This window comes from Microbacterium soli (assembly GCF_039539005.1).
Taxonomy (GTDB): Bacteria; Actinomycetota; Actinomycetes; order Actinomycetales; family Microbacteriaceae; genus Microbacterium; species Microbacterium soli.
Genome location: NZ_BAABCP010000001.1, coordinates 255959 through 279888 on the forward strand (window position 1 = coordinate 255959; position 23930 = coordinate 279888).

At 71.6% G+C, this 23930-nt stretch carries 20 protein-coding genes; 9 read left to right on the forward strand and 11 right to left on the reverse strand.

From position 1 onward, the window contains the following. The first annotated feature begins 4 nt into the window (after nt 1-4). Nucleotides 5-1324 carry a hypothetical protein gene (locus ABD770_RS01290; protein ID WP_344817680.1) on the forward strand — a complete coding sequence of 440 codons (1320 nt, stop codon included), beginning with the start codon at nt 5-7 and terminating at the stop codon, nt 1322-1324. Nucleotides 1325-1439: 115 nt separating this feature from the next. Here ABD770_RS01290 and hpf read toward each other — a convergent pair whose 3' ends face one another. The 5 genes from hpf to mtrA form a co-directional block, all read right to left on the reverse strand. Further along, the gene (gene hpf, locus ABD770_RS01295) at nt 1440-2096 is read right to left on the reverse strand and encodes a ribosome hibernation-promoting factor, HPF/YfiA family (RefSeq protein WP_344817681.1); all 657 of its coding nucleotides are present in this window, start codon (nt 2094-2096) and stop codon (nt 1440-1442) included. Nucleotides 2097-2186: 90 nt separating this feature from the next. Continuing rightward, nucleotides 2187-2852 carry a ComF family protein gene (locus ABD770_RS01300; RefSeq protein ID WP_344817682.1) on the reverse strand — a complete coding sequence of 222 codons (666 nt, stop codon included), beginning with the start codon at nt 2850-2852 and terminating at the stop codon, nt 2187-2189. Nucleotides 2853-2954: 102 nt separating this feature from the next. Continuing rightward, complete coding sequence (locus ABD770_RS01305) at nt 2955-4658, reverse strand: LpqB family beta-propeller domain-containing protein (RefSeq protein ID WP_344817683.1); 1704 nt, start codon at nt 4656-4658, stop codon at nt 2955-2957. Nucleotides 4659-4663: 5 nt separating this feature from the next. Next, nucleotides 4664-6391, reverse strand: coding sequence for an MtrAB system histidine kinase MtrB (mtrB, locus tag ABD770_RS01310; protein WP_425562712.1), 1728 nt, complete (start codon nt 6389-6391; stop codon nt 4664-4666). An 8-nt stretch (nt 6392-6399) separates the two neighbouring features. After that, a complete protein-coding gene (gene mtrA, locus ABD770_RS01315) occupies nt 6400-7080 on the reverse strand; it encodes an MtrAB system response regulator MtrA (protein WP_344817684.1) in 681 nt (226 codons plus the stop codon). Between the two features lie 167 nt (nt 7081-7247). On the opposite strand from mtrA, the gene ABD770_RS01320 reads away from it, so the two are divergent. The 5 genes from ABD770_RS01320 (at nt 7248) to ABD770_RS01340 (ending at nt 13059) form a co-directional block, all read left to right on the forward strand. Beyond that, nucleotides 7248-8861, forward strand: coding sequence for a hypothetical protein (locus ABD770_RS01320; protein WP_344817685.1), 1614 nt, complete (start codon nt 7248-7250; stop codon nt 8859-8861). Next, on the forward strand, nt 8858-9514 hold the full coding sequence (locus tag ABD770_RS01325) for a DUF4129 domain-containing protein (RefSeq protein ID WP_344817686.1): 657 nt from the start codon (nt 8858-8860) through the stop codon (nt 9512-9514). The genes ABD770_RS01320 and ABD770_RS01325 overlap by 4 nt, the downstream gene beginning before the upstream one ends. Then, nucleotides 9511-10755, forward strand: coding sequence for a DUF4350 domain-containing protein (locus tag ABD770_RS01330; protein WP_344817687.1), 1245 nt, complete (start codon nt 9511-9513; stop codon nt 10753-10755). The genes ABD770_RS01325 and ABD770_RS01330 overlap by 4 nt, the downstream gene beginning before the upstream one ends. Nucleotides 10756-10826: 71 nt before the next feature. After that, on the forward strand, nt 10827-11750 hold the full coding sequence (locus ABD770_RS01335; RefSeq protein WP_344819838.1) for an AAA family ATPase: 924 nt from the start codon (nt 10827-10829) through the stop codon (nt 11748-11750). 1 nt (nt 11751) lies between these two features. Beyond that, the gene (locus tag ABD770_RS01340) at nt 11752-13059 is read left to right on the forward strand and encodes a DUF58 domain-containing protein (RefSeq protein ID WP_344817688.1); all 1308 of its coding nucleotides are present in this window, start codon (nt 11752-11754) and stop codon (nt 13057-13059) included. Nucleotides 13060-13171: 112 nt separating this feature from the next. On the opposite strand, the gene katG is transcribed toward ABD770_RS01340, so the two are convergent. Beyond that, nucleotides 13172-15439, reverse strand: coding sequence for a catalase/peroxidase HPI (gene katG, locus ABD770_RS01345; RefSeq protein WP_344817689.1), 2268 nt, complete (start codon nt 15437-15439; stop codon nt 13172-13174). After that, nucleotides 15436-15948, reverse strand: a complete 513-nt coding sequence (locus ABD770_RS01350) for a Fur family transcriptional regulator (RefSeq protein ID WP_344817690.1) — start codon at nt 15946-15948, stop codon at nt 15436-15438. The genes katG and ABD770_RS01350 overlap by 4 nt, the downstream gene beginning before the upstream one ends. A 172-nt stretch (nt 15949-16120) precedes the next feature. Here ABD770_RS01350 and aqpZ point away from each other — a divergent pair, with 172 nt between their 5' ends. Next, on the forward strand, nt 16121-16879 hold the full coding sequence (gene aqpZ, locus ABD770_RS01355) for an aquaporin Z (RefSeq protein ID WP_344817691.1): 759 nt from the start codon (nt 16121-16123) through the stop codon (nt 16877-16879). A 52-nt stretch (nt 16880-16931) separates the two neighbouring features. Here aqpZ and ABD770_RS01360 read toward each other — a convergent pair whose 3' ends face one another. Then, on the reverse strand, nt 16932-17921 hold the full coding sequence (locus ABD770_RS01360) for a stage II sporulation protein M (protein ID WP_344819839.1): 990 nt from the start codon (nt 17919-17921) through the stop codon (nt 16932-16934). 16 nt (nt 17922-17937) lie between these two features. Here ABD770_RS01360 and ABD770_RS01365 point away from each other — a divergent pair, with 16 nt between their 5' ends. Next, the gene (locus ABD770_RS01365; RefSeq protein WP_344817692.1) at nt 17938-18777 is read left to right on the forward strand and encodes an RDD family protein; all 840 of its coding nucleotides are present in this window, start codon (nt 17938-17940) and stop codon (nt 18775-18777) included. Nucleotides 18778-18825: 48 nt separating this feature from the next. Here ABD770_RS01365 and ABD770_RS01370 read toward each other — a convergent pair whose 3' ends face one another. Beyond that, nucleotides 18826-19050: a DUF3499 family protein gene (locus tag ABD770_RS01370; RefSeq protein ID WP_344817693.1), complete on the reverse strand. Its 225-nt coding sequence runs from the start codon at nt 19048-19050 to the stop codon at nt 18826-18828. An 80-nt stretch (nt 19051-19130) separates the two neighbouring features. Between ABD770_RS01370 and ABD770_RS01375 the strand changes: the two genes are divergently transcribed. Next, the gene (locus ABD770_RS01375; protein ID WP_344817694.1) at nt 19131-19562 is read left to right on the forward strand and encodes a hypothetical protein; all 432 of its coding nucleotides are present in this window, start codon (nt 19131-19133) and stop codon (nt 19560-19562) included. A gap of 40 nt (nt 19563-19602) precedes the next feature. Here ABD770_RS01375 and ABD770_RS01380 read toward each other — a convergent pair whose 3' ends face one another. Together ABD770_RS01380 and ABD770_RS01385 are read right to left on the reverse strand one after the other, a co-directional pair. Beyond that, a complete protein-coding gene (locus tag ABD770_RS01380; RefSeq protein ID WP_344817695.1) occupies nt 19603-20991 on the reverse strand; it encodes a DUF5719 family protein in 1389 nt (462 codons plus the stop codon). Next, on the reverse strand, nt 20988-23921 hold the full coding sequence (locus tag ABD770_RS01385) for a glycosyltransferase (protein ID WP_344817696.1): 2934 nt from the start codon (nt 23919-23921) through the stop codon (nt 20988-20990). Before ABD770_RS01385 ends, ABD770_RS01380 begins: the two co-directional genes overlap by 4 nt. Nucleotides 23922-23930 lie beyond the last annotated feature (9 nt).

The following is a 23930-nucleotide window of genomic DNA, read 5'->3' on the forward strand; positions in this document are numbered from 1 at the left end:
AGTCATGGCCGGTTTCTGGGGCAGACGCAGACGTGAACAGGAAGCGCTCGCGGCGCAGGACGCGGATCTGGCACGCCGTGCCGAGCAGGCGCTGGTGGCCGCCGATGAGCGCATCCGCACCACCGCCGACGAACTGGCGTTCGCGCAGGCGGAGCTCGGCGAGTCGTTGACCGCGGATCTGAAGGCGGCGCTGGATGCCGTGCGCCTGCACCTGCAGGAGGCGTTCCAGCTGCACCAGCTCAATCACGACGAGATCCCCGACACCGACGAGGAGCTGCGCACGCGCAACGCGCGCATCGTGCAGCTGTGCGACTGGGCCGAGGATCTGCTCGAGGAGAAGACCGGCGTGCTCGCCGAGACGGTGGCGAAGGTGCGCCGCGCACCCGAGGTCATCGCTCAGGTGCGAGCGGATGCCGAGAGCCTCAGCGGCCGCATCCCGCAGGCCAGGGAGACCATCGCCCGGCTGTCGTCGCGCTATGCCGAGACCGCCATGCGCCGCATCGCATCCTCGGGCGACGAGGCCGAGCAGCTCATCGCCTTCGCCCGGCACGGTGCCGATGTGTCGGAGCGCCGCCGCGCGGCCAAGCAGAACGAGGAGGCGAACCTCGCGCTGGAGACGGCGACCGAGGCCGTGCGCCGTGCGGGCGCGATGCTCGACGCCGTGGAGGACTTCGAGATCGAGGCGCTGCGGGCCGAGGCCACGCTGGCGGATGTCGTCGCGGACTCCCGGGGCGACATCGTGGCCGCCCGCAGCGCGCCGCAGACCCCCGAGGTGACGGCCGCCACGGCAGCGCTGGAGAGCGCGCTGAACGCCCTCGCGCCGGCGGGCGCGCTGAACGACCCGTTCGCCGAGCTCACGCAGCTGCGCACCGCCAACAACGCCCTCGACGAAGTGATCGCGAAGGCGCAGTACCGTGCCGAGCATCCGCTGCCCTCCCTCGACCAGGTGCAGCACGCCCTCGACGACGCGGACCGGCAGCTGGGCGTGGCGCGCGGCCTCATCTCCGGGCACCGCGGCTGGATCGGTGCGGATGCCCGCACCCGGCTCGCCGAGGCGGAGCGGCTGCGCGTGGACGTGCCCGCCATGCTGCCCGCGGAGGACACCCGCGAGCTCGCGCTGTCCTCCGCGCGCCGTGTGGCGCAGCTGGCCGCGGAGGCGCTGCAGCTGGCACAGCACGACATCGACTCGTCCCGTCCGCAGAACCAGGGCTGGGGCGGGGACGGCTGGGGAGGCGGCGGTCGTCGCGGCGGCGACAGCGGGGTGATGGGCGGCATTCTCGGCGGCCTCGTGATCGGCAGCATCCTGGACGGCATCTTCGACTGACGAACGCCGTCGCCCTGCCCCGGAGCGGCCGGTACCCACCAGTGCTGAGACAGGCCCGAAAGGGGGACAGCAGAAGAGGCGTCCTCCCCGGGAGGACGCCTCTCGCTCCGAAGGATCAGGACGCGAGCGCCTCAGCAGGCGGTGCCTGCGTCGTCAGCGAGATCACACCGTAGTCCCAGCCCTTGCGGCGATACACGACGCTGGGATGATCGGTGCGGGCATCGACGAAGAGGAAGAAGTCGTGGCCGACGAGCTCCATGCGGTCGACGGCCTCCTCGACCGTCATCCACTCCGCATCGAAGTTCTTCGTGCGGATGACGACCGGCGAGTACGCCTCCTCCTCGTCCTCCACGACCGGGATGGCACCCGTGGCGACGGCCCGCAGGACATCCGCGGACACCGGCTGCACGTCGATCCCGGCCAGCGCTCCGCTGCCCTTCTCGAAATGTGCTCCCCTCCCCTGGTGGCGCCCGTCGATCCGCTTCTCCTTGGCGCGCCGCAGCTGCTCGGTGAGCTTGTCGAGCGCCATGTCCAGGGCCGCGAACTTGTCACCGTCGACGGCCTCCGCCCTGACCACCGGCCCCTTGCCCAGGAGCGTCAGCTCCACGGTCTCATCAGGGACCCGACCGTTGCGATAGGCGCGATGCGTGACCTTGACCTCGAGCCGCAGCGCTCGCGGTGCAAGCGTCTGGATACGTGCTGTCTTCTCCTCGACAACCGTGCGGAACCGGTCGGAGATGCTCACTCCGACACCGACGATGCTCGTTTCCATCACTGCCTCCTTGTCCCGGTCCTCCCGGCCAAGGGCGGACCGTGGTCGCCTTGTGACCCCCTACGCTAGTCCCCGCCGTCGAACATGTCACTATCCGTTCACCGGCATTCCCCGCGTGTCGTGACGCCCGGGCGTGGCGGCCAGCACCACCGCGCATCGCGGCCGGAATCCGGCCTCCCGGAGCGCCCTCGCCGCCTCGTCGAGGGTCGCCCCCGTCGTGACCACATCATCGACGATGATGACCTCGCGACCGGCGCCGCGCATCCGTGCCGTGCGCATGCTCCCCGCGACGTTGCGCGCCCGTTCCTCCCGCCCCAGCTCGCGCTGGTCGCGCGTACGGCGCGCGTGTCGCAGGATCCGGTCCGCCCGCGCCCCCGCACGCCGGATCAGCAGCTCGGGCACCCGGTAGCCGCGACGTCGGAACGCCGCCGCGCCGGTCGGCACCGGCACGACCAGCGCGTGCTGCGGAGCATTCGCGGCGAGGACGACACCGAGCGCCCGCCCCAGCGGCCCGGCGAGCATGGTCGCCCCCTCCTCCTTCACACGGCGGATGCACCGGGCCACCACGCCCTCGTACCGCAGCGCCGCGTGGACGGGCAGTCCGCCCGGCGTGCACAGCCGCAGCGGGTCGGCGACCAGCCGTCGTCGACAGTCGTCGCACAGCAGCACACCGGAGCGGTCGCAACCGGGGCAGACGGATGCCAGCAGCAGTGCGAGCACCTCCTCACCCAGCGGGAGCAGTCGTCTGCCGTCCATCCGATGATGCTCCCGCAGTCGACCGCCACGTGCAGGCCTCAGCACGGCATCCGTGGAGATTCTCCCTGCAGCGGCAGGATGTGCAGGGCGAACGACCGCGACTCAGTACCCGGCCCGAGTGCCCAGCAGCAGCACGTCCTGCAGGGCGACCTGCCACGACGATCCACGCTGCGCGTACACGGCTCCGTCGGAGGCGAGCACGCGCACGCCCGTCGGCGTCTTCGCGCCGGAGAGGGCGACGGCGGCCTCCGGCAGAGCCGGCGAGCCGGCCACCGGACCTCCCACCACGTAGGACGTCAGGGCCGGATCCGGTCCGGTCGAGAGCACAGCCAGGGTGTCGGCGCCCACCCATGCCAGCCCCTGCGCCGGCCCGTCGATGCGGCCGATCTCATGAACCTCTCCGAGCTTCGCGGGCACGGAGTCCTCATCCCGGACGACGGCGGCGACCACCAGCCGGTGCTGACCGCCCGTGGTGACGACGGCCGCGACACGCGCACCGTCCGCCGAGACGCGAAGGCAGCTGATGGACTCCGCGCCCTGCCAGGCGTCCTCGATCGGGTGCCGATCGCCGTGCTCGCTCCATGCCTCCAGCGCTGCCGGGGCGGTACGCGGCACGGTCCAGGTGAACCCGAAGGGGTCGAGGGACGGCTTGATCAGATCGGCGCGGGAATCGAGCTCGACGAACTCCCCGGGACTGACCGCCAGCACGCGTCCGTCACGCAGCTGCACGGCGGCGAGGGCGGCGTCCAGGGACACGTCCACGGCCCCGACGGGGTCGGTGATCTTCGCCAGCTGACCGGTGAGTCCGGCCACGGGCTCCACGACGTCGCCGGAGACGGTCCGCCCGAAGGTCTCCTCGTCGAGCACCAGCACGCCCGGGTCGACGATGGGCTGCTCGACGGGCACCGTCGCGGCGGCCAGCGCCGTGCCGTCGACAGTGAAGCGCACCTCCGAGACGCCCACGCCGACCAGACTCTGCTCCAGCTGCGTGCGCATCCGCGAGAGATCGGTGGCGGAGAGCGAGAGCGCCGCCCGCGGCAGCGCCACCGACGCCGCCTGCGAGGTGGGGTCCACGGTGACCGCATCGCCGGTCAGCGACAGGTCGGCGGAGAACGCCGAGCGCACGGCGGGAGCGAGCCAATCGCTGGGCGCACCGGTGATGAGAGCGCGCGCGATCGTCGTGGCCATCGCCTGCCGCCGCGGGAACCAGCGCACATCGGGGACGAGATGCGTCCAACCGGGGTCGAAGTACTTCAGGGCGTACTTCTGGTACACCTGCTGGAACGTCTCCGCATCCAGCACGATGCCGTCGTTGGCCTTGGAGATCCGCCACTCCCCCTCGGCCGTGCGACGCAGCTGGTAGGTGGCCGTGGCAGTGCTGGAGAAGGCACTGTACCGGCCGTCGCCGTCGACACCGGCGACCTGGTCGAAGCGGGCCTGCACTTCGGCCTCGGATGCGGATTCATCGTCGGCGTCGACGGACGGGTCAAACTCGCGGTCGGTCACCGAGTCATCGACGGTGACTCCCGCGCCCGGCTTCCAGACCTTCCGGAACTCCTCGGTGAGGAACTCCTGCGCGGTCTCCCAGTTGCCCGCCGGCGAGATCGACGCCTCCAGGAACCCCTTCACGATGTCCTCCGGGCCGTCGCCGGGCCTCGGCCCCTGCGCGTACAGCACGAACGGATCCTCCGGGCTCTCCTCCCCGATGGCGAGCCCGGGCATCGGCGGGCCGGACGTGGGCAGCCCCGCGCAGCCGACCAGCAGCAGCCCCAGTGCCGTCAGGGCCAGCAGGCGAAGACCTCGCATGCTCCTCATGAGACCTCCCCCTCGCCGTCGGCCGGATGCCGGTCGGCCACCGGGTGCGCATCGGGCGCCGGATGCCCGTCGTCGAGCGCGTGCAGATCGATCGGCTGGGTGAGGCTGCCCAGCTCGGTGAGCGTCTCCTGCGGCTCGAGCGGAACCGGGCCGTCGCCCGTGATCGCACCGCCCGCACGGGGGATCGTGAGGACGAAATTGCTCCCGAGGCCCGGTTCGGACCACACCTGCAGGGTCCCGCCGTGCAGTCGCGCGTCGCCGCGGGCGATCGACAGGCCCAGCCCCGTCCCGCCGATCGTGCGCTTGCGGGACGGATCGGCCCGCCAGAATCTGTCGAAGACGTGCTCGACGTCCTCGGGCCGCATCCCCATCCCGAAGTCGCGCACCCCGACGGCGACGGCATACTGATTGCTGTCGACGGTCACGACGACGGGGCGGCCCTCCCCGTGCTCGATGGCGTTGCCGATGAGGTTGCGCAGCACACGGCGGACGCGGCGCGGATCCATGTCGACGGGTGAATAGCCGCCGGGCGCGACCAGCCGCAGCTCGCTGCCGCGCGTGTCGGCGAGGGGCGCCATCTGCTCGATCATGTCCTCCGCGAGCCGTGCCAGGCTCGTCGCCTCCACCTCCAGCTGCACGGACCCGGCGTCGTACCGACTGATCTCCAGCAGATCCGCCAGAAGCGTCTCGAAGCGCTGCACCTGGGCGTGGAGCAGCTCCGCGGTGCGCGCCGTGGTCGGGTCGAACTCGTCCCGCTGATCGTTGAGCATCTCGGATGCCAGCCGGATGGTGGTCAGCGGTGTGCGCAGTTCGTGCGACACATCCGAGACGAAGCGCTGCTGCACGAGGGACAGCTCGGCGAGCTCCTTGATCTGACGCTCGATGCTGTCGGCCATGGCGTTGAACGAGGTGCCCAGGCTCGCCAGTTCGTCCTCGCCGCGGACGGGCAGGCGCACGCCGAGATCCCCCGCTGCCAGGCGCGCACTGGTGTCGGCGGCCTCGATGATGGGCGCGGACACCGACCGGAGCACCAGCCAGGAGATGGCTGCGATCAGCGCGACGAGAGTGAGGCCCGCCAGCCACAGCGTGCGCTGCACGAACAGCAGCGTCTCATCGGCATCCGCCAGGTCGTAGGCGATGTACACCTCATACCTGCCGACATCGCGGATCGTGAGCATCTGACCGACGACGATGCCGGCGGATTCCTCGCCGTCGCCGTGCTGCAGTGCGATCGACTGCAGCGCCTGTCTGCCGGGCACCTCCCGGACGCGCGTGCGCAGCTCCGGCGTCAGTTCGGCGGTGGTCAGCTGCAGGCTGCCGAACCCCGGAGGCGTGTAGCCGTCACCGAGGCTCTCCGCCAGCTGGCCCACGATCCGATTCGACGACGACGCCCGGCTCAACTCCCGCTGCGCCTCGCGCCACAGCCCGGACAGCGTCGCCCGGTCATCCCCCGTCACCCCCGAGTCCAGGACCTTCTGCGCCTGGGACACGGATGCGCGGGCGTTGTGCATGGCCTCGTCCTTGCGCGCCTCGAACAGGTCGTTGCGGATCACCAGCCCCATGATCGTGCAGATGATGAGGATGGCCAGCGACGTCGCGACCATCGTGATCGCCGTGGCGCGGAAGCGCACCGAGCGACGCCAGTCCGTGGCCAGCGCGTCGGACCAGCTGCGCGGCGAGCGCCAGGATGCGGCGCGCACCCGCGTCGCGGTCGTCGCGATCACCGTCGCCCCTAGCCCACGCTCCCGGCGCGGTAGCCGACGCCGCGCACCGTCGTCACGATCCGCGGGTTGTCGGGATCGAGCTCGACCTTGGCGCGCAGTCGCTGCACGTGCACGTTCACCAGCCTGGTGTCGGCCTTGTAGTGGTAGCCCCACACCTGCTCCAGCAGCATCTCACGGGAGAAGACCTGCTGCGGCTTGGAGGCCAGGGCGACCAGCAGCTGGAACTCCAGCGGCGTCAGGGCGATGGGCGTCGTGCCGCGACGCACCTCGTGGGCGTCGACGTCGATGAGGAGATCCCCCACCCGCAGCACCTCGGCCGTCGCCTGCGTCGCCGGCCTCAGCCGGGTGCGGATGCGTGCCACGAGCTCCTTGGGATTGAAGGGCTTGACCATGTAGTCGTCCGCGCCGACCTCCAGCCCGCGGACCACGTCGGCGGTGTCGGTCCTGGCGGTGAGCATGATGATCGGCACGCCGGACTCGCTGCGGATGCGAGTGCAGATCTCGATGCCGTCCATCCCCGGCAGCATGAGGTCCAGCAGCACGAGGTCGGGGCGGGAGGCGCGCCATTCGTCGACGGCCAGGGCGCCGTCTGCGCAGAACTGCACGTCGAAGCCCTCGGTGCGCAGCACGATGCCGATCATCTCCGCCAGCGCCGTGTCATCGTCGACCACGAGGATCCGTGAGGTCATCTTCCACCCAGCCTCATCTTTCTCTGCGAAGCGAACAGCACATCCCCTGCGCTTCACGACTCGGATCAGCCTACTTGAGAAACCCGTTCACGTCCCGGAACCCGCGCGCGTCGACACCACGTCGGTCTCGTGTGACACGATGGAGGAGCACACGGAGGGAGTGCCGAATGAGCGGTCAGAGCTGGACGCCCGCGCCCAGGAAGGGCCTGGTCCCCCTGCATCCGATGACCTTCGGGACAGTGCTGGGTCGTGCCTTCACGGCACTGCGCCACAATCCCAAGGTGCTGTTCGGCTTCGCCGTCATCCTGGAGTTCGTGATCACGGTGATCACCGCCGGGGTGATGCTGCTGGTGGCGTGGTTCGTCGTGGAGAGGATCGCCACCGTGCCGCCCTCCTCGCCCGACTTCTGGCCCATCCTCATCGGGTCCACAGCGCTCGGCGTCCTCGCCGGGGTCGTGATGGCGCTGGCTGCGGTGGCGTTCACGGCGGTGATCCAGGGGCTGGTGGCGGCGGACGTGTCGTACGCCGCGCTCTCCCGCAGAGCTTCGCTCGGGCTGCTGTGGCAGCGCGTGAAGCCGGCGTTCTGGCGACTGTTCGCATACGCGCTGCTGCAGGGCGTCGCTGTCATGGTGTGGGTGGCGCTGGTGTTCGGCGCCGTCGTCGGGATCCTCGCGGCGCTCGGGCCCGAGGACGGCGGCACGATCGCGCTCGCGGTCGTCGTGGGACTGCTGCTCCTGCTCGGCAGCATCCCGCTGTACATCTGGCTGGTCGTCAAACTGCTGGTGGTCCCCGCCGTGCTGGTGCTGGAGCGCGCCAGGCTCGGCGCCGCACTGGTGCGATCGTGGCGTCTGATCCGCGGGCGCTTCTGGTTCGCCTTCGGCATCATGTTCCTCATCGGCCTGATCATGAACATCGCCGTGCAGGTCGTCGTGTTCCCGGCCTCCATCATCTCCGGCCTGGCGGGCGGCGTCCTCGCCCCCACCGGCGCCGACGGCCCGAGCGCCATCATCGCACTGATCACCGCGAACATCGTGCCGCAGGTGCTGGCACTCGCGGTGCAGGCCATCGCCCTCGTCGTGCAGGGTACCGGGGCGACCCTGGTCTACATCGACAGCCGGATGCGGTACGAGGGTCTGGACCAGACACTGATCAGACACGTCGAGCTGAGCTCCCAGGGCGTCTCCGATGCGGAGCTGGGCGATCCGTGGGCGGTGGATCCCTCCCGCGCCGTCTCCAGCGCACCGCCGCCGCGGCCGCAGCCCGCCCCGCCGGCGGGTTACGCCGGTTACGCGTATCCGCCTCAGGCGTACGCGCCTCCGGCCGGCGCGGATGGGTCCGGCCACGGCTCTCCGTACGCCCCGTCCGCGGCATACTCGCCCCCGTACGCCGCGCCGGGTCAGCAGACGCAGCCGGGATATGCAGGGCAGCCGGGATATGCAGGGCAGCCGGGGTACGCGGCACCATCGCCGCAGCCGTACATGCCGCAGCCGACGTCCTCCCGGTCGGGAGCCGGCGAGCGGGCCGCCCAGCCTCAGCCGGGCTATCCGCAGCAGTCGGTGTACTCGACGCCGGCGCCCGTGTACACGCCGCAGCCGCGCTCCCGCCCGGCTGAGCCGGCCCCGGATCGGTCGAGCACAGGCCGGCCGGCCGTGACGCACCCGACGACCGCAGAGCCGGAATCCGTCGATCACGATGCGGATGCCGCTGCGTCACAGGGCGACGTGCACCCGATCCCGCCCTCGGACGCCGGCACCTGGGCTCCGCCGGGCGCGGGCGCATGACCTTTCTCCCTCTGGCCGATGTCTTCGTCCCGGACGGGGATGAGGCACGACACTGGGCGGAGGAGGAGCTGGCGAAACAGCGGTATCAGGCAGCCAGGCCGACGTGGTTCGACCGGTGGACGGCCGACGTCGTGCAGTGGTTCATCGACCTGTTCACCGGCGACGGGGCCGCGGGTGCCGCCCCGATCGCGATGACCGTCGTCGTCATCGTCGTGCTCGCCGCTCTCGTCGTCGCTCTGCTGGTGTGGGGCAGGCCCCGGGCATCCCGAGCCGTTCGTCGCCGTCAGGACCTGCTGGGCGAGCGCGACGACCGCACCGCCGCGCAGCTGCGCTCCGACGCCGAGCGTCGTGCGAAGGTGCAGGACTGGGACGGCGCGGTCGTGCTGCGCTACCGCGCGCTGGCCCGTGGACTGCTGGAGCGCGATCTGATCGACCCCGCTCCGGGAGCCACCGCACAGGGAATCGCCCGTGAGGCGGGAGTCCCCTTCCCCGGCTTCGTCGACCGACTGCGCGATGCCGCCACGGCGTTCGATGCCGTTCGCTACCTGCGCGTCCCCGCGGACGAGTCCGCGTACCGCGCCCTGGTCGGGGTCGATGACGAACTTCGCGATGCCGCGCCCGCACTCCCCGCTTCGGAGGGGGTGCCGGCATGAGCACAGACAGCCTTGCGGCCCCGGTCTCCGTGGAGCAGCCGCGCGATCCCTCGACCTCGCATGGTGACCACCCCACGCCCTCGACCGCGGCGCCTGCCGCTCCCGGCCGGTGGCGGCGGGTCGCCGGATGGCTGCTCGTCACGATCCTGCTGGCGGCGATCGCCCTGTTGTCGATGCGGTTCATCGTGAGCGATCCCGACCTGGACGGCGCTCTCAATCCCGACAGCCCGGGCCCGGGAGGCGCGGCCGCGCTCGCGCAGCTGGTGCGCGAGCGGGGCGTCGATCTCGAGGTGACCCGGAGCAGGACGGGCGCCGCCGCCGCGCTGAAGCCCGGTGCGCTGCTCGTACTGACCGATCCGTTCACCCTCAGCGACACCGCCGTGAACGACCTGTTGGACCGGGCCGATCGTGCTGTCATCCTCACCGGCAGCGCCCGGATGCTGCGCCTGCTGCGGCTCGGCGAGGACGCGCCCGGCCACGGGGGTCAGGTCGACGCGCAGTGCGCGATCCCGGAGTTCGCGGGCGTGGGCACGATCGATGCGGAGCGGATGTTCACCCCGGATCCCGGCGTCGACGGCTGCTTCCGCGCCGGCCCCGATGCCGCCGCCGTGCTGCGCGGCACGACGGACGGCCGCACGGTCACACTCGTGGAGGGCTCTCGTCTCTTCTCGAACGCCGACCTGGCCGAGGGGGGGAATGCGGCGCTGGGACTCGCCCTGCTCGCACAGCAGGATGAAGTGGTCTGGTACGTGCCGTCGTTCGCCGACAGCGACATCACCACGGACGGGCCTCCGGATCTCGGCGATCTCACCCCGGAATGGGTGACTCCCGCGATCCTCCTGCTGCTCCTCGCCGGCTGTGCCGTGATCTGGTGGCGCGGCCGCCGCTTCGGCCCGCTGGTCGCCGAGGCTCTGCCGGTCACCGTGCGCGCCTCCGAGACCATGCACGGCCGCGCGCGGCTGACGGCGAAGGCTGCCGATGCCCCGCACGCCGGGGACGCCATCCGCCGCGGCACGGTGATCAGGCTCGCGGCACGACTCGGTCTGGGACCGCGAGCCTCCGTCGAGGAGATCGCGGATGCCGCATCCGATCGCCTGCGCGTACCGCGCACCTCCCTCTACGATCTGCTCGGCGGGCCGGCCCCGCGGAGCGATCCGGAACTCATCGATCTCGCCCGCAGACTCGCCGAGCTCGAGTCGGCGCTCGAGAGCACCGTCCACATCGAAAGGAAACGCCCGTGAGCGACGAGCACCTCCCCTCCGCCCCGGCCTCCCCCACCGCTCCCCCCGATGATGACGCGCTGCGGCGGGCGATGCACCGCGTGCGCACCGAGGTCGAACGAGCCGTGATCGGCCAGGCGGGCACCGTCACCGGCCTGCTCGTCGCACTGCTCGCCCGCGGTCACGTGCTGCTGGAGGGTGTGCCGGGGGTCGCCAAGACCCTCGTGGTGCGCGCGTTCGCACGTGCGGTGGGACTGGACACCAGACGCGTGCAGTTCACCCCCGACCTCATGCCGGGCGACGTCACCGGCTCACTGGTGTACGACGCCCGCACCGGCGAGTTCGAGTTCCGCGAGGGACCGGTCTTCACCAGCATCCTGCTGGCGGACGAGATCAACCGCACTCCGCCGAAGACGCAGGCCGCGCTGCTGGAGGCCATGGAGGAGCGCCAGGTGTCCGCCGACGGCGTCAGCCGCGCACTCCCTGACCCGTTCCTCGTCGCCGCCACCCAGAACCCCGTCGAGCATGAGGGCACGTACACGCTGCCGGAGGCGCAGCTGGACCGCTTCCTGATGAAGCTCGTGGTGGGCATGCCGGAGCGCGACGCGGAGGTGTCGGTGCTGCGGTTGCATGCCAGGGGCTTCTCGCCGCGCCTGCTGACCGGTGTGCAGGCCGCCGTCACCGGGGACGAGATCCGCGCCGCGCAGGACGCCGCCGCACGCGTGCAGGTCACCGACGATGTGCTCGGCTATGTAGTCGATCTCGCACGTGCGACTCGCATGTCGCCGTCGGTCGAGCTGGGAGCCAGCCCCCGTGCGTCCACCGCTCTGCTGGCTGCCGCCAAGGCGTGGGCGTGGCTGAACGCGTCCTCCGCCGTCACGCCCGACCACGTGCAGACCATGCTCATGCCGGTCTGGCGGCATCGGCTGCTGCTGCGTCCCGACGCGCAGATGGAGGGCGTGTCGGCGGATGCCGTGCTGCAATCGGTCGTGCAGCAGACCCGGGTGCCGATCTGACATGTTCGTGACCGCGCTGCTCGCGCCGCTCCTGGCGCTGGGGGTCGTGCCGATCGTGCTGCTGAGCGCGATCGGCGTCCCGGCATGGACGGTCTTCGGCGCCTGGCTGCTGGTGTGCATGGTGCTCGTGGGCGTGGATGTCGCGCTCGCAGCGAGCCCCCGTTCGGTCGTCGTGACCCGTCGGCTTCCCGACCGCGCTCGTCTCGGCGAGCACGTGGAGGCCGCCATCACCGTTCAGAACACGGGATCCCGCACCCTGCGCGGCCGGCTGCGCGATGCCTGGCAGCCGACGGCGGGGGCGCCGGCGGAGCGCCAGTCGCTGAGCATCCCACCCGGCGAGCGGCACCGGATCCGGATCCCTCTGCTGCCCCGCCGTCGAGGAGAACTGATCAGCGGCTTCGCGGTGATCCGGTCGCGGGGGCCGCTGGGACTCGCGGGCAGGCAGGCCAGGCACGACGTGCGCGGTGCGCTGCGCGTGCTCCCGGCGTTCACCTCCCGCAAGCATCTCCCCTCGCGCCTGGCACGGCTGAGAGAGCTCGACGGCAACACCTCCGTTCAGGTTCGCGGGCAGGGCACCGAGTTCGACTCGCTGCGCGAATACGTGCGGGGTGACGACGTCCGCTCCATCGACTGGCGCGCCACGGCCCGGGCGGGCACCACCATGCTCCGCACGTGGCGGCCCGAACGCGACAGGCACGTGGTGATCCTCATCGACACCGGGCGCACCTCGGCCGCGCGCGTGGGCGACAGCACGCGGCTGGATGCTTCTCTCGAGGCGGCGCTTCTGCTGGCCGCGCTGGCCGTCAGAGCGGGAGACCACGTGCACCTGCTGATGCACGACCGTGTCGTGCGTGCACGGGTGACGGGAGTCGACGGCGCCGCGCTCCTCCCCGCGCTGTCCGACGCGATGGCGCCCGTGCATGCGCGCCTGGTGGACACGGACTGGGTGGGCGCGTTCGCATCCGTCCGCTCGCTCACCACGCGCCCCTCCCTCATCGTTGTGCTCACCGCGCAGGATGCCGCGGAGTCGGCCCGCGGGTTCCTGGGCGCCTTCCCGGACGCCTCCCGGGCGACGACGCTGCTGGTCGGGTCCGCCACCGACGATTCCATCGTCGAGCTGGCGTCCCGCCGCGACTCCCGTCTCGACGTGTACCTGGCGGCGGCCGCCGAGCAGACCATGCGGGACGCTCAGGTCGTGGCGGATGCGGTGCGCCGGGCCGGGGGCGAGGCCATCGCCGCCGACCCCGACGGTCTTCCCCCGCGCATCGCCGACCGCTACCTGGAGCTGAAGGCCGCCGGTCGCCTGTAGCCGGCAGAGGTGCGGCCGGCAGAGGTGCAACCGGCAGAGGTCCGGACTGCACGGGGACGAACGACGAGACGGCCCCCACCGGAGGGCGGGGGCCGTCATCGGAGGGTGTGCGTCACTCCAGGTCGAAGCGGTCGAGCTCCATGACCTTCGTCCAGGCGGCGACGAAGTCCGTGACGAACATCTCCGCGGCGTCATCGGCGGCGTAGGCCTCGGCGACCGCGCGCAGCTCGGAGTTCGAGCCGAACACCAGGTCCGCACGGGTGCCGGTCCACTTGCGCTCGCCCGTGGCGACCTCCGTCGCCTGGAACGCGTGCGATCCGGGATCCAGCGGCTTCCACTCGTACGCCATGTCGAGCACGTTCACGAAGAAGTCGTTCGTGAGCACCCCGGGGCGATCCGTGAACACGCCGTGCTTCGAGCCGTCCCAGTTCGCATCCAGCGCACGCAGCCCGCCGACGAGCACCGTCATCTCCGGTGCGGTCAGGTTCAGCAGGTTCGCCTTGTCGACGAGCAGGAACTCGGCGGGGAGGCCTTGCGCGGTCGCGGCGGGACCCATGTAATTCCGGAACCCGTCCGCGACCGGCTCGAGGTAGGAGAACGAGTGGACGTCGGTCTTCTCCTGCGTGGCATCGGTGCGGCCGGGCCGGAAGGGCACGGTCACGTCGTGCCCGGCATCCTTCGCCGCCTTCTCGACGCCCGCGTTGCCGGCGAGCACGATGAGGTCGGCCAGCGACACGCGGGAGCCGGACTCCTCGAAGGACGCCTTGATGCCGCGCAGCACGTCCAGGACCTTCGCCGTGCGGGCCGGGTTGTTGGCCTCCCAGCTGATCTGCGGCTCCAGCGCGAGGCGGGCGCCGTTGGCCCCGCCGCGCTTGTCGCTGTTGCGGAACGACGACGCAGCCGCCCAGGCCGTCGCGACCAGTTCCTGCACGGTCAGACCCGACTCGAGGATCTGCTGCTTGAGCGCCGCCGCGTCCGCCTCGCCGATCAGCTCATGGTCGACGGCGGGCACCGGATCCTGCCAGATCAGCTCCTCGGTCGGGGCGAGCTTGCCGACGTAGCGGGTCGACGGGCCCAGGTCGCGGTGGGTCAGCTTGAACCACGCGCGCGCATACGCCTCGGAGAAGGCCACCGGGTCATCCCGAAACTTCGCGGAGATCGGCCCGTAGATCGGGTCGAAGCGCAGCGACAGGTCGCTGGTGAGCATCCGCGGCTCACGACGCGTGCTCGGGTCGTGGGCCATGGGCACCATGTCGGCACCGGCGCCGTTCTTCGGGCGCCACTGCTTCGCCCCGGACGGGCTCTCCATGAGCTCCCACTCGTAGGCGTACAGGATGTGGAAGAACTCGTTGTCCCATCGCGTCGGATGGTACGTCCAGGTGACCTCCAGCCCGCTGGCGGTCTGGTCGTCGCCCTTGCCCGTGCGATAGGAGTTCTTCCAGCCGATGCCCATCTGCTCCATCGGAGCGTCCTCGGGGGTCGGTCCGACCTGCTCGACCGGGCCGGCGCCGTGGGTCTTGCCGAAGGTGTGTCCTCCGCCGATCAGGGCGACGGTCTCCTCATCGTTCATGGCCATGCGGGCGAACGTCTCACGGATGTCGTGAGCCAGCTCCAGCGGATCGGGGTTGCCGCCGACGCCCTCCGGGTTGACGTAGATGAGGCCCATCTGCGTGGCGGCCAGCGGGCTCTCCAGGTCGCGCGTCTTCCCGGCCTCGTACCGCCCGTCATCGGCGAGCCAGGTGTTCTCCGAGCCCCAGTAGATGTCGTCGTCCGGCTCCCAGGCGTCCACGCGTCCGCCGGCGAAGCCGAAGGTCGTGAAGCCCATCTGCTCCATCGCGACGTTCGCGGCGAAGATCATCAGGTCGGCCCAGGAGACGCGCGAGCCCCACTTCTTCTTGACCGGCCACAGGATGCGGCGCGGCTTGTCGAGACCGGCATTGTCGGGCCAGCTGTTCAGCGGTGCGAAGCGCTGCTGGCCGCTGTTGCCGCCGCCGCGCCCGTCGGTGGCGCGGTAGGTGCCCGCGCTGTGCCAGGCCATCCGCACGACGGCGGGCCCGTAGTTGCCGAAGTCTGCCGGCCACCAGTCCTGCGGTGTGGTCAGCACCTCCTCGATGTCGCGACGCAACTCGTCGAGATCGACCTCGGCGAACTGCTTCCGGTAGTCGTACTCGGGTCCGTACGGATTGGTGGCGGGCGGGTTCTTGGCGAGCACCCGCAGGTTCAGCCGGTTCGGCCACCAGTTGCGCGCGGTCGAGCCGCCGGCGCGGGTGGGTCCGGTGTGCACGACGGGGCAGCCGGCGGTGTCCTCCGCGACGGCCTTCTCGTGCTGGGTGGGGGCGGGGATGATGCCCTCGTTCTCCTCGGTGACGCTATCGGTCATGATGTCCTTCCAGTGGATGCGTGTTCAGGGGAAGTGCTGTGCTCAGAAGAAGTCTGTCGGTCGGGCGCGACCGCGCCCTCGGCCTGCGCGCACGTCGCGCACAGACCCCAGAAGGTCACCTCGGCGATCATCACGCGGTAGCCCTGCGTGTCGATCGGATCGAGGCACGGCGCGTGGCCGATGGCGCAGTCGACATCGGTCACCGCGCCGCAGTTCGTGCAGACGAGATGGTGGTGGTTGTCGTCGACGCGGAGCTCGAACATCATCGGATGCCCGGCGGGTTCGATCCTGCGCACGAGATGGGCGTCGGTGAAGTCGGCGAGTGCGTTGTACACGGACTGCGGGCTCGTCGATTCGATCACCTCTCGCACCGCCTCGTGGATGACGTCCGCCGTGGCGTGGGGATGGGCGAGCAACGCGTCGTACACGGCCCTGCGAGAGTCGGTGACGCGCAGCCCCGCGGTGCGGATCGCCACGCTCGCGGCGTCCGTGGAGTGCTGATCGCGCATACCGACACTCTACCTTCTTTTGAATGAATCAAGAAATTGATTTTGACCGGATCAAAACAGGATGCGCCCGAGCGGGCTCCGGAACGGCGCGCCTGCCTGCCTCCGCATCACCGAGCCGAGATCATGTTCTCGCCCGGCGCACGCCGGGCCTCGACCGGAAGGACACGGCAAGATGTCTGACACACCCATCACCATCGAGAGCCCGACGCTGGGCGCGAAACTGGCCGCTGAGGGCTTCGGCACGTTCCTGCTCGTCTTCGGCGGCGTCGGCACCGCAGTCTTCGCATCGAACCACTTCACCGACCCCGGTGCGACTTCCGCCGTCTACGTCGCCATCGCGCTGGCGTTCGGTCTGACAGTGCTCGTCGGCGTCTACGCCTTCGGGCCGCTCTCGGGCGGTCACTTCAACCCCGCCGTCACCGTCGGCGCAGCCGCGGCGGGCCGCATCCCCTGGCGTGACGTCCTGCCGTACATCGTCGCGCAGGTGGTCGGCGGCGTCTTCGCCTCCAGTGCTCTCGTGCTGATCGGGCTGTTCGGCCCGGACAACTGGCTGGCCACAGCACAGGATGCCGGATTCGCGAGCAACGGATGGGGCGCGCACTCCCCCGGCGGTTTCGGGATGATGTCCGCCATCATCATCGAGGTCATCCTGACGGGCTTCTTCGTGCTGGTGATCCTCGGGTCCACTCACCCGACGCGGGGCTCCGCGCACGCGGGCATCGCGATCGGCCTGTCCCTCACCCTCATCCACCTCATCGCCATCCCCGTGGACAACACCTCCGTGAACCCCGCCCGTTCCATCGCGGCGGCGATCTACGGCGGCGGAGAACTGCTCGCGCAGCTGTGGGTCTTCCTCGTGTTCCCGATCGTCGGTGCGCTCATCGTCGGCTACGCGTACCGGGCACTGTTCGACGGCACGACGACGAGCTGATCCCCACCCCGATCGGCCGGGTGATGGCGGGAGGGCGGCCGCCCTCCCGCCATCACCCGGCGGTCAGCGTCGGGGTTCCCGCCTCGTACTCGATGAGATCGCCCGTCTCCCCGCGTCGCGCAGCACGCCGCCCGACGACCAGCATGTAGACCAGCACGACGCCCAGCGCCACGGCCCCGATGCCGATCCTCACCACCCACGGCAGATCGGATCCGGTGACGAAGCCCTCCACAAGACCGCTCAGCAGCAGCACGAGCACGAGACCCATGGCGACGGTGGCCAGCGCCCGGCCACCAGCCGCCAGCGATTCACCACGGGGCCTGCGACCGGGAACCGCCCAGGACCAGAAGATGTGCAGCCCCGCGGCCGCCGCGATGAAGATGGCCGTCAGCTCCAGCATCCCGTGCGGCAGGATGTGCAGGATCATCACGTCCAGCCGTCCGTGCGCGGCCATGACGGCCGCCGCGACGCCCAGGCTCACGGCGTTCTGGATCAGCATCCACACCGGCCAGATGCCGGTGACGCCGAACAGCACGCACTGCAGGGCGATCCAGGCGTTGTTCGACCAGACCATGCCCGCGAACGACGCCATCGGCCGGTAGTAGTCGACGAAGTCCTCCTCGGCGTACTGCCGGAGCGCCTCCGGCGTGCCCAGCGCGGCGACGCGGGTCGGATCGGCGGCGATCCATGCGCCGCTGAGCAGGATCAGGAGCACGAAGACCACCGCGATCACAGCGGTGGTCCAGCGCAACCGGTACAGGGCGGCGGGCAACTGCATCGTGAAGAAGCGCGCGGTCCTGACGACGACGTTCTCGGATGCCCCGGTCAAGCGCAGTCGTGCGGCCGCGAGCACCGTGGAGAGGTACGCGCCCTGCGGCGAGTCGCCGACGGAGGTCTTCAGCTCGGCGAGGTCGGCGGATGCCGCACGATACCGCAGGATGAGCTCATCGACCTCGGCGCCGTCCAGCCGCCGTGCGCGGCTGAGGGCTTCCAGCCGCTCCCACTCCGGGCGGCGCGCGTCGGTGAGGGCATCGGCATCCACATGATTCACTGTAGTCATGTCCGTACCGATCCCCACCGCATCGATGAACTCCCCGGCGATCAGCGTCGAACAGGAGATCCTGTCCGGCGAGGCCGTGGCCATCGATGTCCAGCCGGTCGGCTTCATCCTGCGCGCGGCCGGGGCCGCGATCGACATGCTGATCAGCTTCCTCGTGTTCGCCACGTGCATGATCCTGCAGGTCTGGCTGCTGGCGCAGGGCGTCCTCGACATGCACATCCTGCCGATCCTCAGCATCTGGTCGGCGGTGATCAGCTTCCTGGTGCTGCCGATCGTCGTCGAGATGGCCACTCGCGGACGCAGCGCGGGCAAGCTCGCGGTGGGCGGCAGGGTCGTGCGGGTCGACGGGGGTGCGATCACGTTCCGGCACACCTTCATCCGCGCGCTCGTGGGCGTGCTGGAGATCTACATGACCCTCGGCGGCGGCGCCGTCATCACCGGGGCCGTCACGGCGCGCTCGCAGCGACTGGGCGATCTCGTGGCGGGGACGTATGCCCAGCGAGTGCGCACACCGCGGCTTCCGCGGCATGAACCGCACCTGCCGCCGTCGCTGGACGCCTGGGCGGCCATCGCCGATGTCGCCCGACTTCCCGACCGGCTGGCCCGCCGCGTCTCGCAGTTCCTCGCCGGCGCCGAGCAGCTCTCGCCCGCGGCGCGAGTGCGCATCGCCGCGGAGCTGGCGGCCGAGGTGAGCGCGCACGTCTCGCCGCTGCCGCCGGTGTCGGCCGAGGAGCTGCTGGTGGGCGTGACCGTCCTGCGCCGCGAGCGCGAACGACGTGCTCTCGCGATCGCGGACGATCGCGCCGAGCGACTGACGGGGCGCCGCATCCGCGTCTGATCCTCCGGCGTGTCCTCTGAGCCGCACCGAGCGACGCGCCGCACGCGATCAGTCCCGCAGCGTCTCGTGACGGATGACGAGCCACCCCGCCGGCACCGAGAGCCGGTCCGCGTGCAGCGCGCACAGATCGTGGGCGTGCGGATCCCCGCCGGGGCCCAGCGGCCCCAGGGCCGCCATCCGGTCGCCGTAGTCGAAGGTCAGCGTCGCCACCGCCTCGCGCGCGCAGGCCACCTTGGAGCAGAGCCGTTCGTCGGTGCGGAGTGCCTCGTCCATCGCCTTCAGAATAGGCGGCCGGGTGCCGGATGCGGGGCTGCCGCGCGGCATCCGTCGCGGTCGGCACGTAGACTCAGGGCATGCCCCGTCGCCGACCGTCCCGACACGTGACCCGCCGTGGTGCCCGCCATGGCCGGCACGGTCGGCTGGGCCGCAGCGAGGTCGTCCGTCCGCCGCTGCCACCGCTGGACGGGCGCCTGGACCGCTTCGAGATCACCGTCGGCAGTGCGGTCGAGTATCTGCGTGGCGCCTGGGAGGAGCTGCGGGATGTGCAGTTCGACATCTCCGCGATGCCTCTGCACGACCGCCAGGACGGCATTCCGCGCTGGCGCGTCGACCACACCGTGAAGCGCGTCTCGCTGTATCGCGTCCCCATCGAGCGGCTGCTCCCGAAGGGGCATGATGACGCGCTGCATCGCCGCGTCGCGATCGAGAGCGCGGTCTTCCACGCGGCCGCCGAGTACGTCGGACGCGAACCGTGGGAGCTCGGCCCGGAGGGGCACGACTACTGAGCACGCCGCCGGTCGGCCCGATCGTCGCTCGCCGGCCCCGTCAGGGCCGCACGATGATGGGCTGCTGCGTGGCGGCGGCCGCCCACAGCGGCCAGGCGGCGATGCCCGTCCCGTCCCGCATCCCGACGGACGCGCTGACGGCACCGCTCGGGCTCAGCGCGTAGCCGCCCGGGTCGAGGCGCACAGCGGCCGATCCGCCACCGGGGAGGGAGATCGGGCTGTGCACGCCGGATCCGCCGGCGATGTCGTGCAGCTCGACGGTGACGGGAGTCTGCCCGGGGTTCCGCAGGTGGAGCTCGGCGGCGGGGCCGTTCGGCACGGAGAAGGGGATGGTCGTCTCACCGGCGAGCTGCGGAGAGGGCAGCGACCAGGCGAAGTCCTCGATGCTCCCCGTCTGCATCGTCTGCCGGACGGCGGACACCACCGGCGATGTGGCGGAGATGTCGATGTCGTAGTCCCCCTCGGCGAGACCTGCGAGGGTGATCTCGGTGGGCGTCGCCTCCACGAGGTCGATCGAATACTCGTCCAGGATCCGACTGGACTCGGACGCCCGCACCCGCACGGTCGCGCGCGCATCCGCCTCGGGGGCGAGCATCCGCACCACGACGCCCCCGTGGTCGTCTCCGGGTGCTGCGGACGCCGCCCGCACCCCGAGGATGGTCTGCTGCCGCTGCGTGCCGCTCACGCTGTCCTGAAGGTCGACGCCGATGGGATCGAGGGCGCGCACGAGCGTCGACTGCAGGACGGCGCGCACGGGCGCGCCGGTGGCGGTCACGCGGACGACGGGGGTTCCCGCTCCGGCCGCCACCGCCGCCAGGGGAACGCCGAGCTGGGTCTGCGGCGGGACGACGACGGTGGATGCGCTGCGCGTGGTGCCGTACACGTCGAGGTCGACGGTCGCAGTCACGACGCCGGGGTTGGAGAGCAGGATGATGTCGGATGCCCCCGTGGACACGTCACCGCCGACGATCCACCCCTCCAGCGAGGGCTCCCGGCACGGGGCGGCGGCGAATCCCGTCGCGTCGGGTTCCGCGAGTCGCACGGATTCGGATGCCGCGACCTGCGGCACCGAGCGGGCGGCGATCCGGCCGATCACGGCCTGCGCCCCGGTTCCTCCGGTCACATCGGGCATCGACAGCTCGACGCTCGTGGCGGCGTCCTCCTCGCCGTCGATCCTCAGGCTCGGCGCGGCTGCGGAGACCATGAGCTCGGCCCTGGCGGCTTCTCTGCCCAGCACACGGAACGAGCCGTTGCACACCAGCACGGTGTCGCGGGGCACGGGCGTCACGGTCGTGCCGACCTGCTGGCCGCGCACCTGCGGCCAGGGAGCCGCGACGGCCGCGACGACGGCCAGCACGGATGCCGCGGCCAGGGCGGCGCCGAGGAGGACGCGGGCTCCGGCTGCCGGACGGATCGTGCGGCGACTCATCGGACGGCCTCCGCCTCGACGTCGTCGGGACTGCCGCCCTCGGCGCCCGAGGCGTGCTCGGGAGGCCCGACGACCCCGTCGTCGGGATGGTCGACGGCGCGGTGACCCGGCAGTATGACGGCTTCGTCGGGCATCCGACCGACGATGCGAGACAGGCCGCGGGCGGTCCGCCGGGACGCCCGGGTGGGGATGGCCAGCAGCACGGCGGCGGCGAGGACGATCAGCTGCGTACCGCCGATCAGCAGGGCGAGGGTGCTCTGAGTCGCGGTCAGTCCTGCGCGCGGCGAGATATCGCCGTCCACGCGCCACAGCGCGCCTCGAGAGGTCTGGCCGGCTCCCACGAGACCGGCCCGCTGATCCATCGATGTGGCTGCGGCGTCTCGCAGCGCACGGGCTCGATCCTGCTCGTGCGGCGTCTGCGCGAGGAGCACGAAGCCGATGCCCTCGCCGCGCAATGCCGCCGCGGCGTCGAAGTCGCGGCCGGAGAGCAGGTCGACGGCCGTCCTGGCCACGCCGTCCCCCTGCGGCCCGGTCGCCGCGGTCAGCAGCGTGCTCTGCGCGCCAAGGGTCTCGCTACCGCCCCAGACGACCTCGGCGGAGAGGCTCCCGTCGTTGAGGGGCGTCAGCAGGAGTGTTCCGTGGTCCTCGTCGCCGTCGGCGTGCGCCGCCACGAGAGCGGGGAGCGTGCTGGTCGCACTGCTGCGCAGCTGGGCATGTCCGGTGGGCAGCGCCAGCAGTCCGGGGAGGGCGCAGGCGGCGACGGCGACACCGACGATCAGTGCACTGGCGGTGCGCAGCGGGGCGATGAGGACGATGGTCTCGAGTGCGACCAGCGCCGCTCCGACGGCGCCCAACCAGGCCAGGCTCAGCCCGCTCCCCGGCCACACGTGCACGCCGACGCCGTCGACGAAGGAGACCTCCACCCCGACCGAGAACAGCGCGGTGGCGATGCCCGCCAGCACCGTCGCCAGCAGCAGACCGCCTGCGCGCCAGCGCGGCGACAGTGCGGACAGCAGCGCGAGCAGCGCCACGGGCGCCAGCAGCAGGGGCGCCCAGGCGGCCAGTGCGCCGCCGGCGAACCAGTCCCACCCCGCGTATCCCGGTGCAGGGAAGCCCATCGCGATGTGGGCGCGGGCGATCATCGGGGACTCCGCCGGCGATTCCACCGGCGTGGCGATCAGGCCGGGGTCGGCCAGCAGCGCCCAGGGCCGGCCCTCTCGGAGTCGCCGGATCACCAGGGGAGCGAACACCGCCGCGGTGGGCACGAGCGTCCACAGCAGCCGACCCGCTCCGCGCAGCCGGCCGGTCGAGAGCACGAGCACGAGCGCCACCAGCCACAGCAGCAAGAAGGCGGGAGCGAGGGAGGGCGCGCACGCCAGCGCAGCGGCCACGAGCAGCGAGGCGGCTCCCGCCGCACCCCATGAGCGGTGGGCGACGGCCGCGCTGTGCAGCACCCAGGGCAGCAGCAGGTGCAGCAGCACGGCCGCGGGGCGCCCGTCGGCGAGGGCGATGAGGAAGGTCGGCGCGAGCGCCCACAGGATGCCGCCGAGGATGCGGAGTCCTGCACGGTCGGTGATGCGAGTGGCCGCGAACCAGCCGCCCAGCACCGCCAGGGGCAGCGCGGTGAGCCACAGCAGAATGAGGGCGAAGGAGGGTGAGGCCGGCCAGAGACTGCCGAGCACGGCGATCACGCCGGCGAACGGGTCGGCGGGGCCGATGATGCCCAGTCCGCCGTCCCGCAGCCCCCAGGCCGCGTCCTGCCAGAGTCGTCCCACGGTACTGCGCAGCGGCAGCAGCGCGCCGCCGCCCATCGCCGGCCAGGCCAGCAGCGGCACGAACACCGTGAGGCTCACGACCAGGGCCGCCAGCACCGCCCACGCACCGCCCCCGCCGAAGAAGTTCAGCTCTGACACCGCTCCGTGCTCGGTGCCGTGGCCGTCGTCGAGGCGCTGCTTGAGCTGCGCACGGGTCACGCGCAGCGGGGCGATGTCCGCCCAGGATGCGCGCCGGAAGGAGCGGATGGCGCCGCGCGAGCGCGCCAGTGCGCCGGGGTTCAGCATGGTCCGCAGGGCCGCGCCCCATTCCGGAACGACCTCACCGGGCCGTTTGGCGACCAGATGAGTGATCGACCGCCACAGCGCCAGGGGCAGCAGCGAGAGCCAGTGCAGGGGTACGGCGGCGGCCGGTGCATAGGCGAGCCGTCGGTGCAGCTGCGAACGGCGCACCGCCCACGCCCTCGCGAAGACGGACGGCGGTCGTGCGCCGGGGCCGTGGCGGAGCACCCCGACGCGGGCCTTCGGCACCAGCACGAGTCGGGACCCGCCCAGCCGGGCGCGAATGCCGAGATCCAGGCCCTCGTCCGCGCCGGCGAGCGCGGTGTCGGGTCTGAGCACCGCGGGTGCCTCACCCCTGATGAGCATGCCGCGCACATCGGCGCCCAGCGCGTCCTCGAGGTCGTCGTGCTGTCCCTGATCGAGCTCGTCGGCCGCCAGCTCGACGGCGCGCCCGAACCGGGTCATGCTCACGCCCATCGACACGATCTCCTGGTCGTCGTCGTGCCGCACGAGCTTGGGGGCGACGATCGCCGCCGACGGCGAGCGCTCCAGCTCCCCCGCCAGCAGCCGCAGCGCGTCGTACGCGGGCAGCGCCCCCGCCACGAGCAGCCACACCGCGCTTCCCTGCCCCACGCGCGGCTGGGCGAGCGCCACGGCCTCGGAGAAGGTGGTGCCGGTGCGCGCTTCGATGACGCCTTCGACGATGCGCCCGATCCCGGTCAGTGCCCGCGCCTGCGCGGCGTCGCCGAGGACGACGACGGTGACCGCGGCGGGTGGGGCCGCCTGCGCGCTCAGCGCGTCGAGGGTCCGGCCGAGCTGAACGGCGGCGGACTCACCCGAGCGCGTGACGATGATGGCGTGAACACGTGCTGGCATGGCCATGTC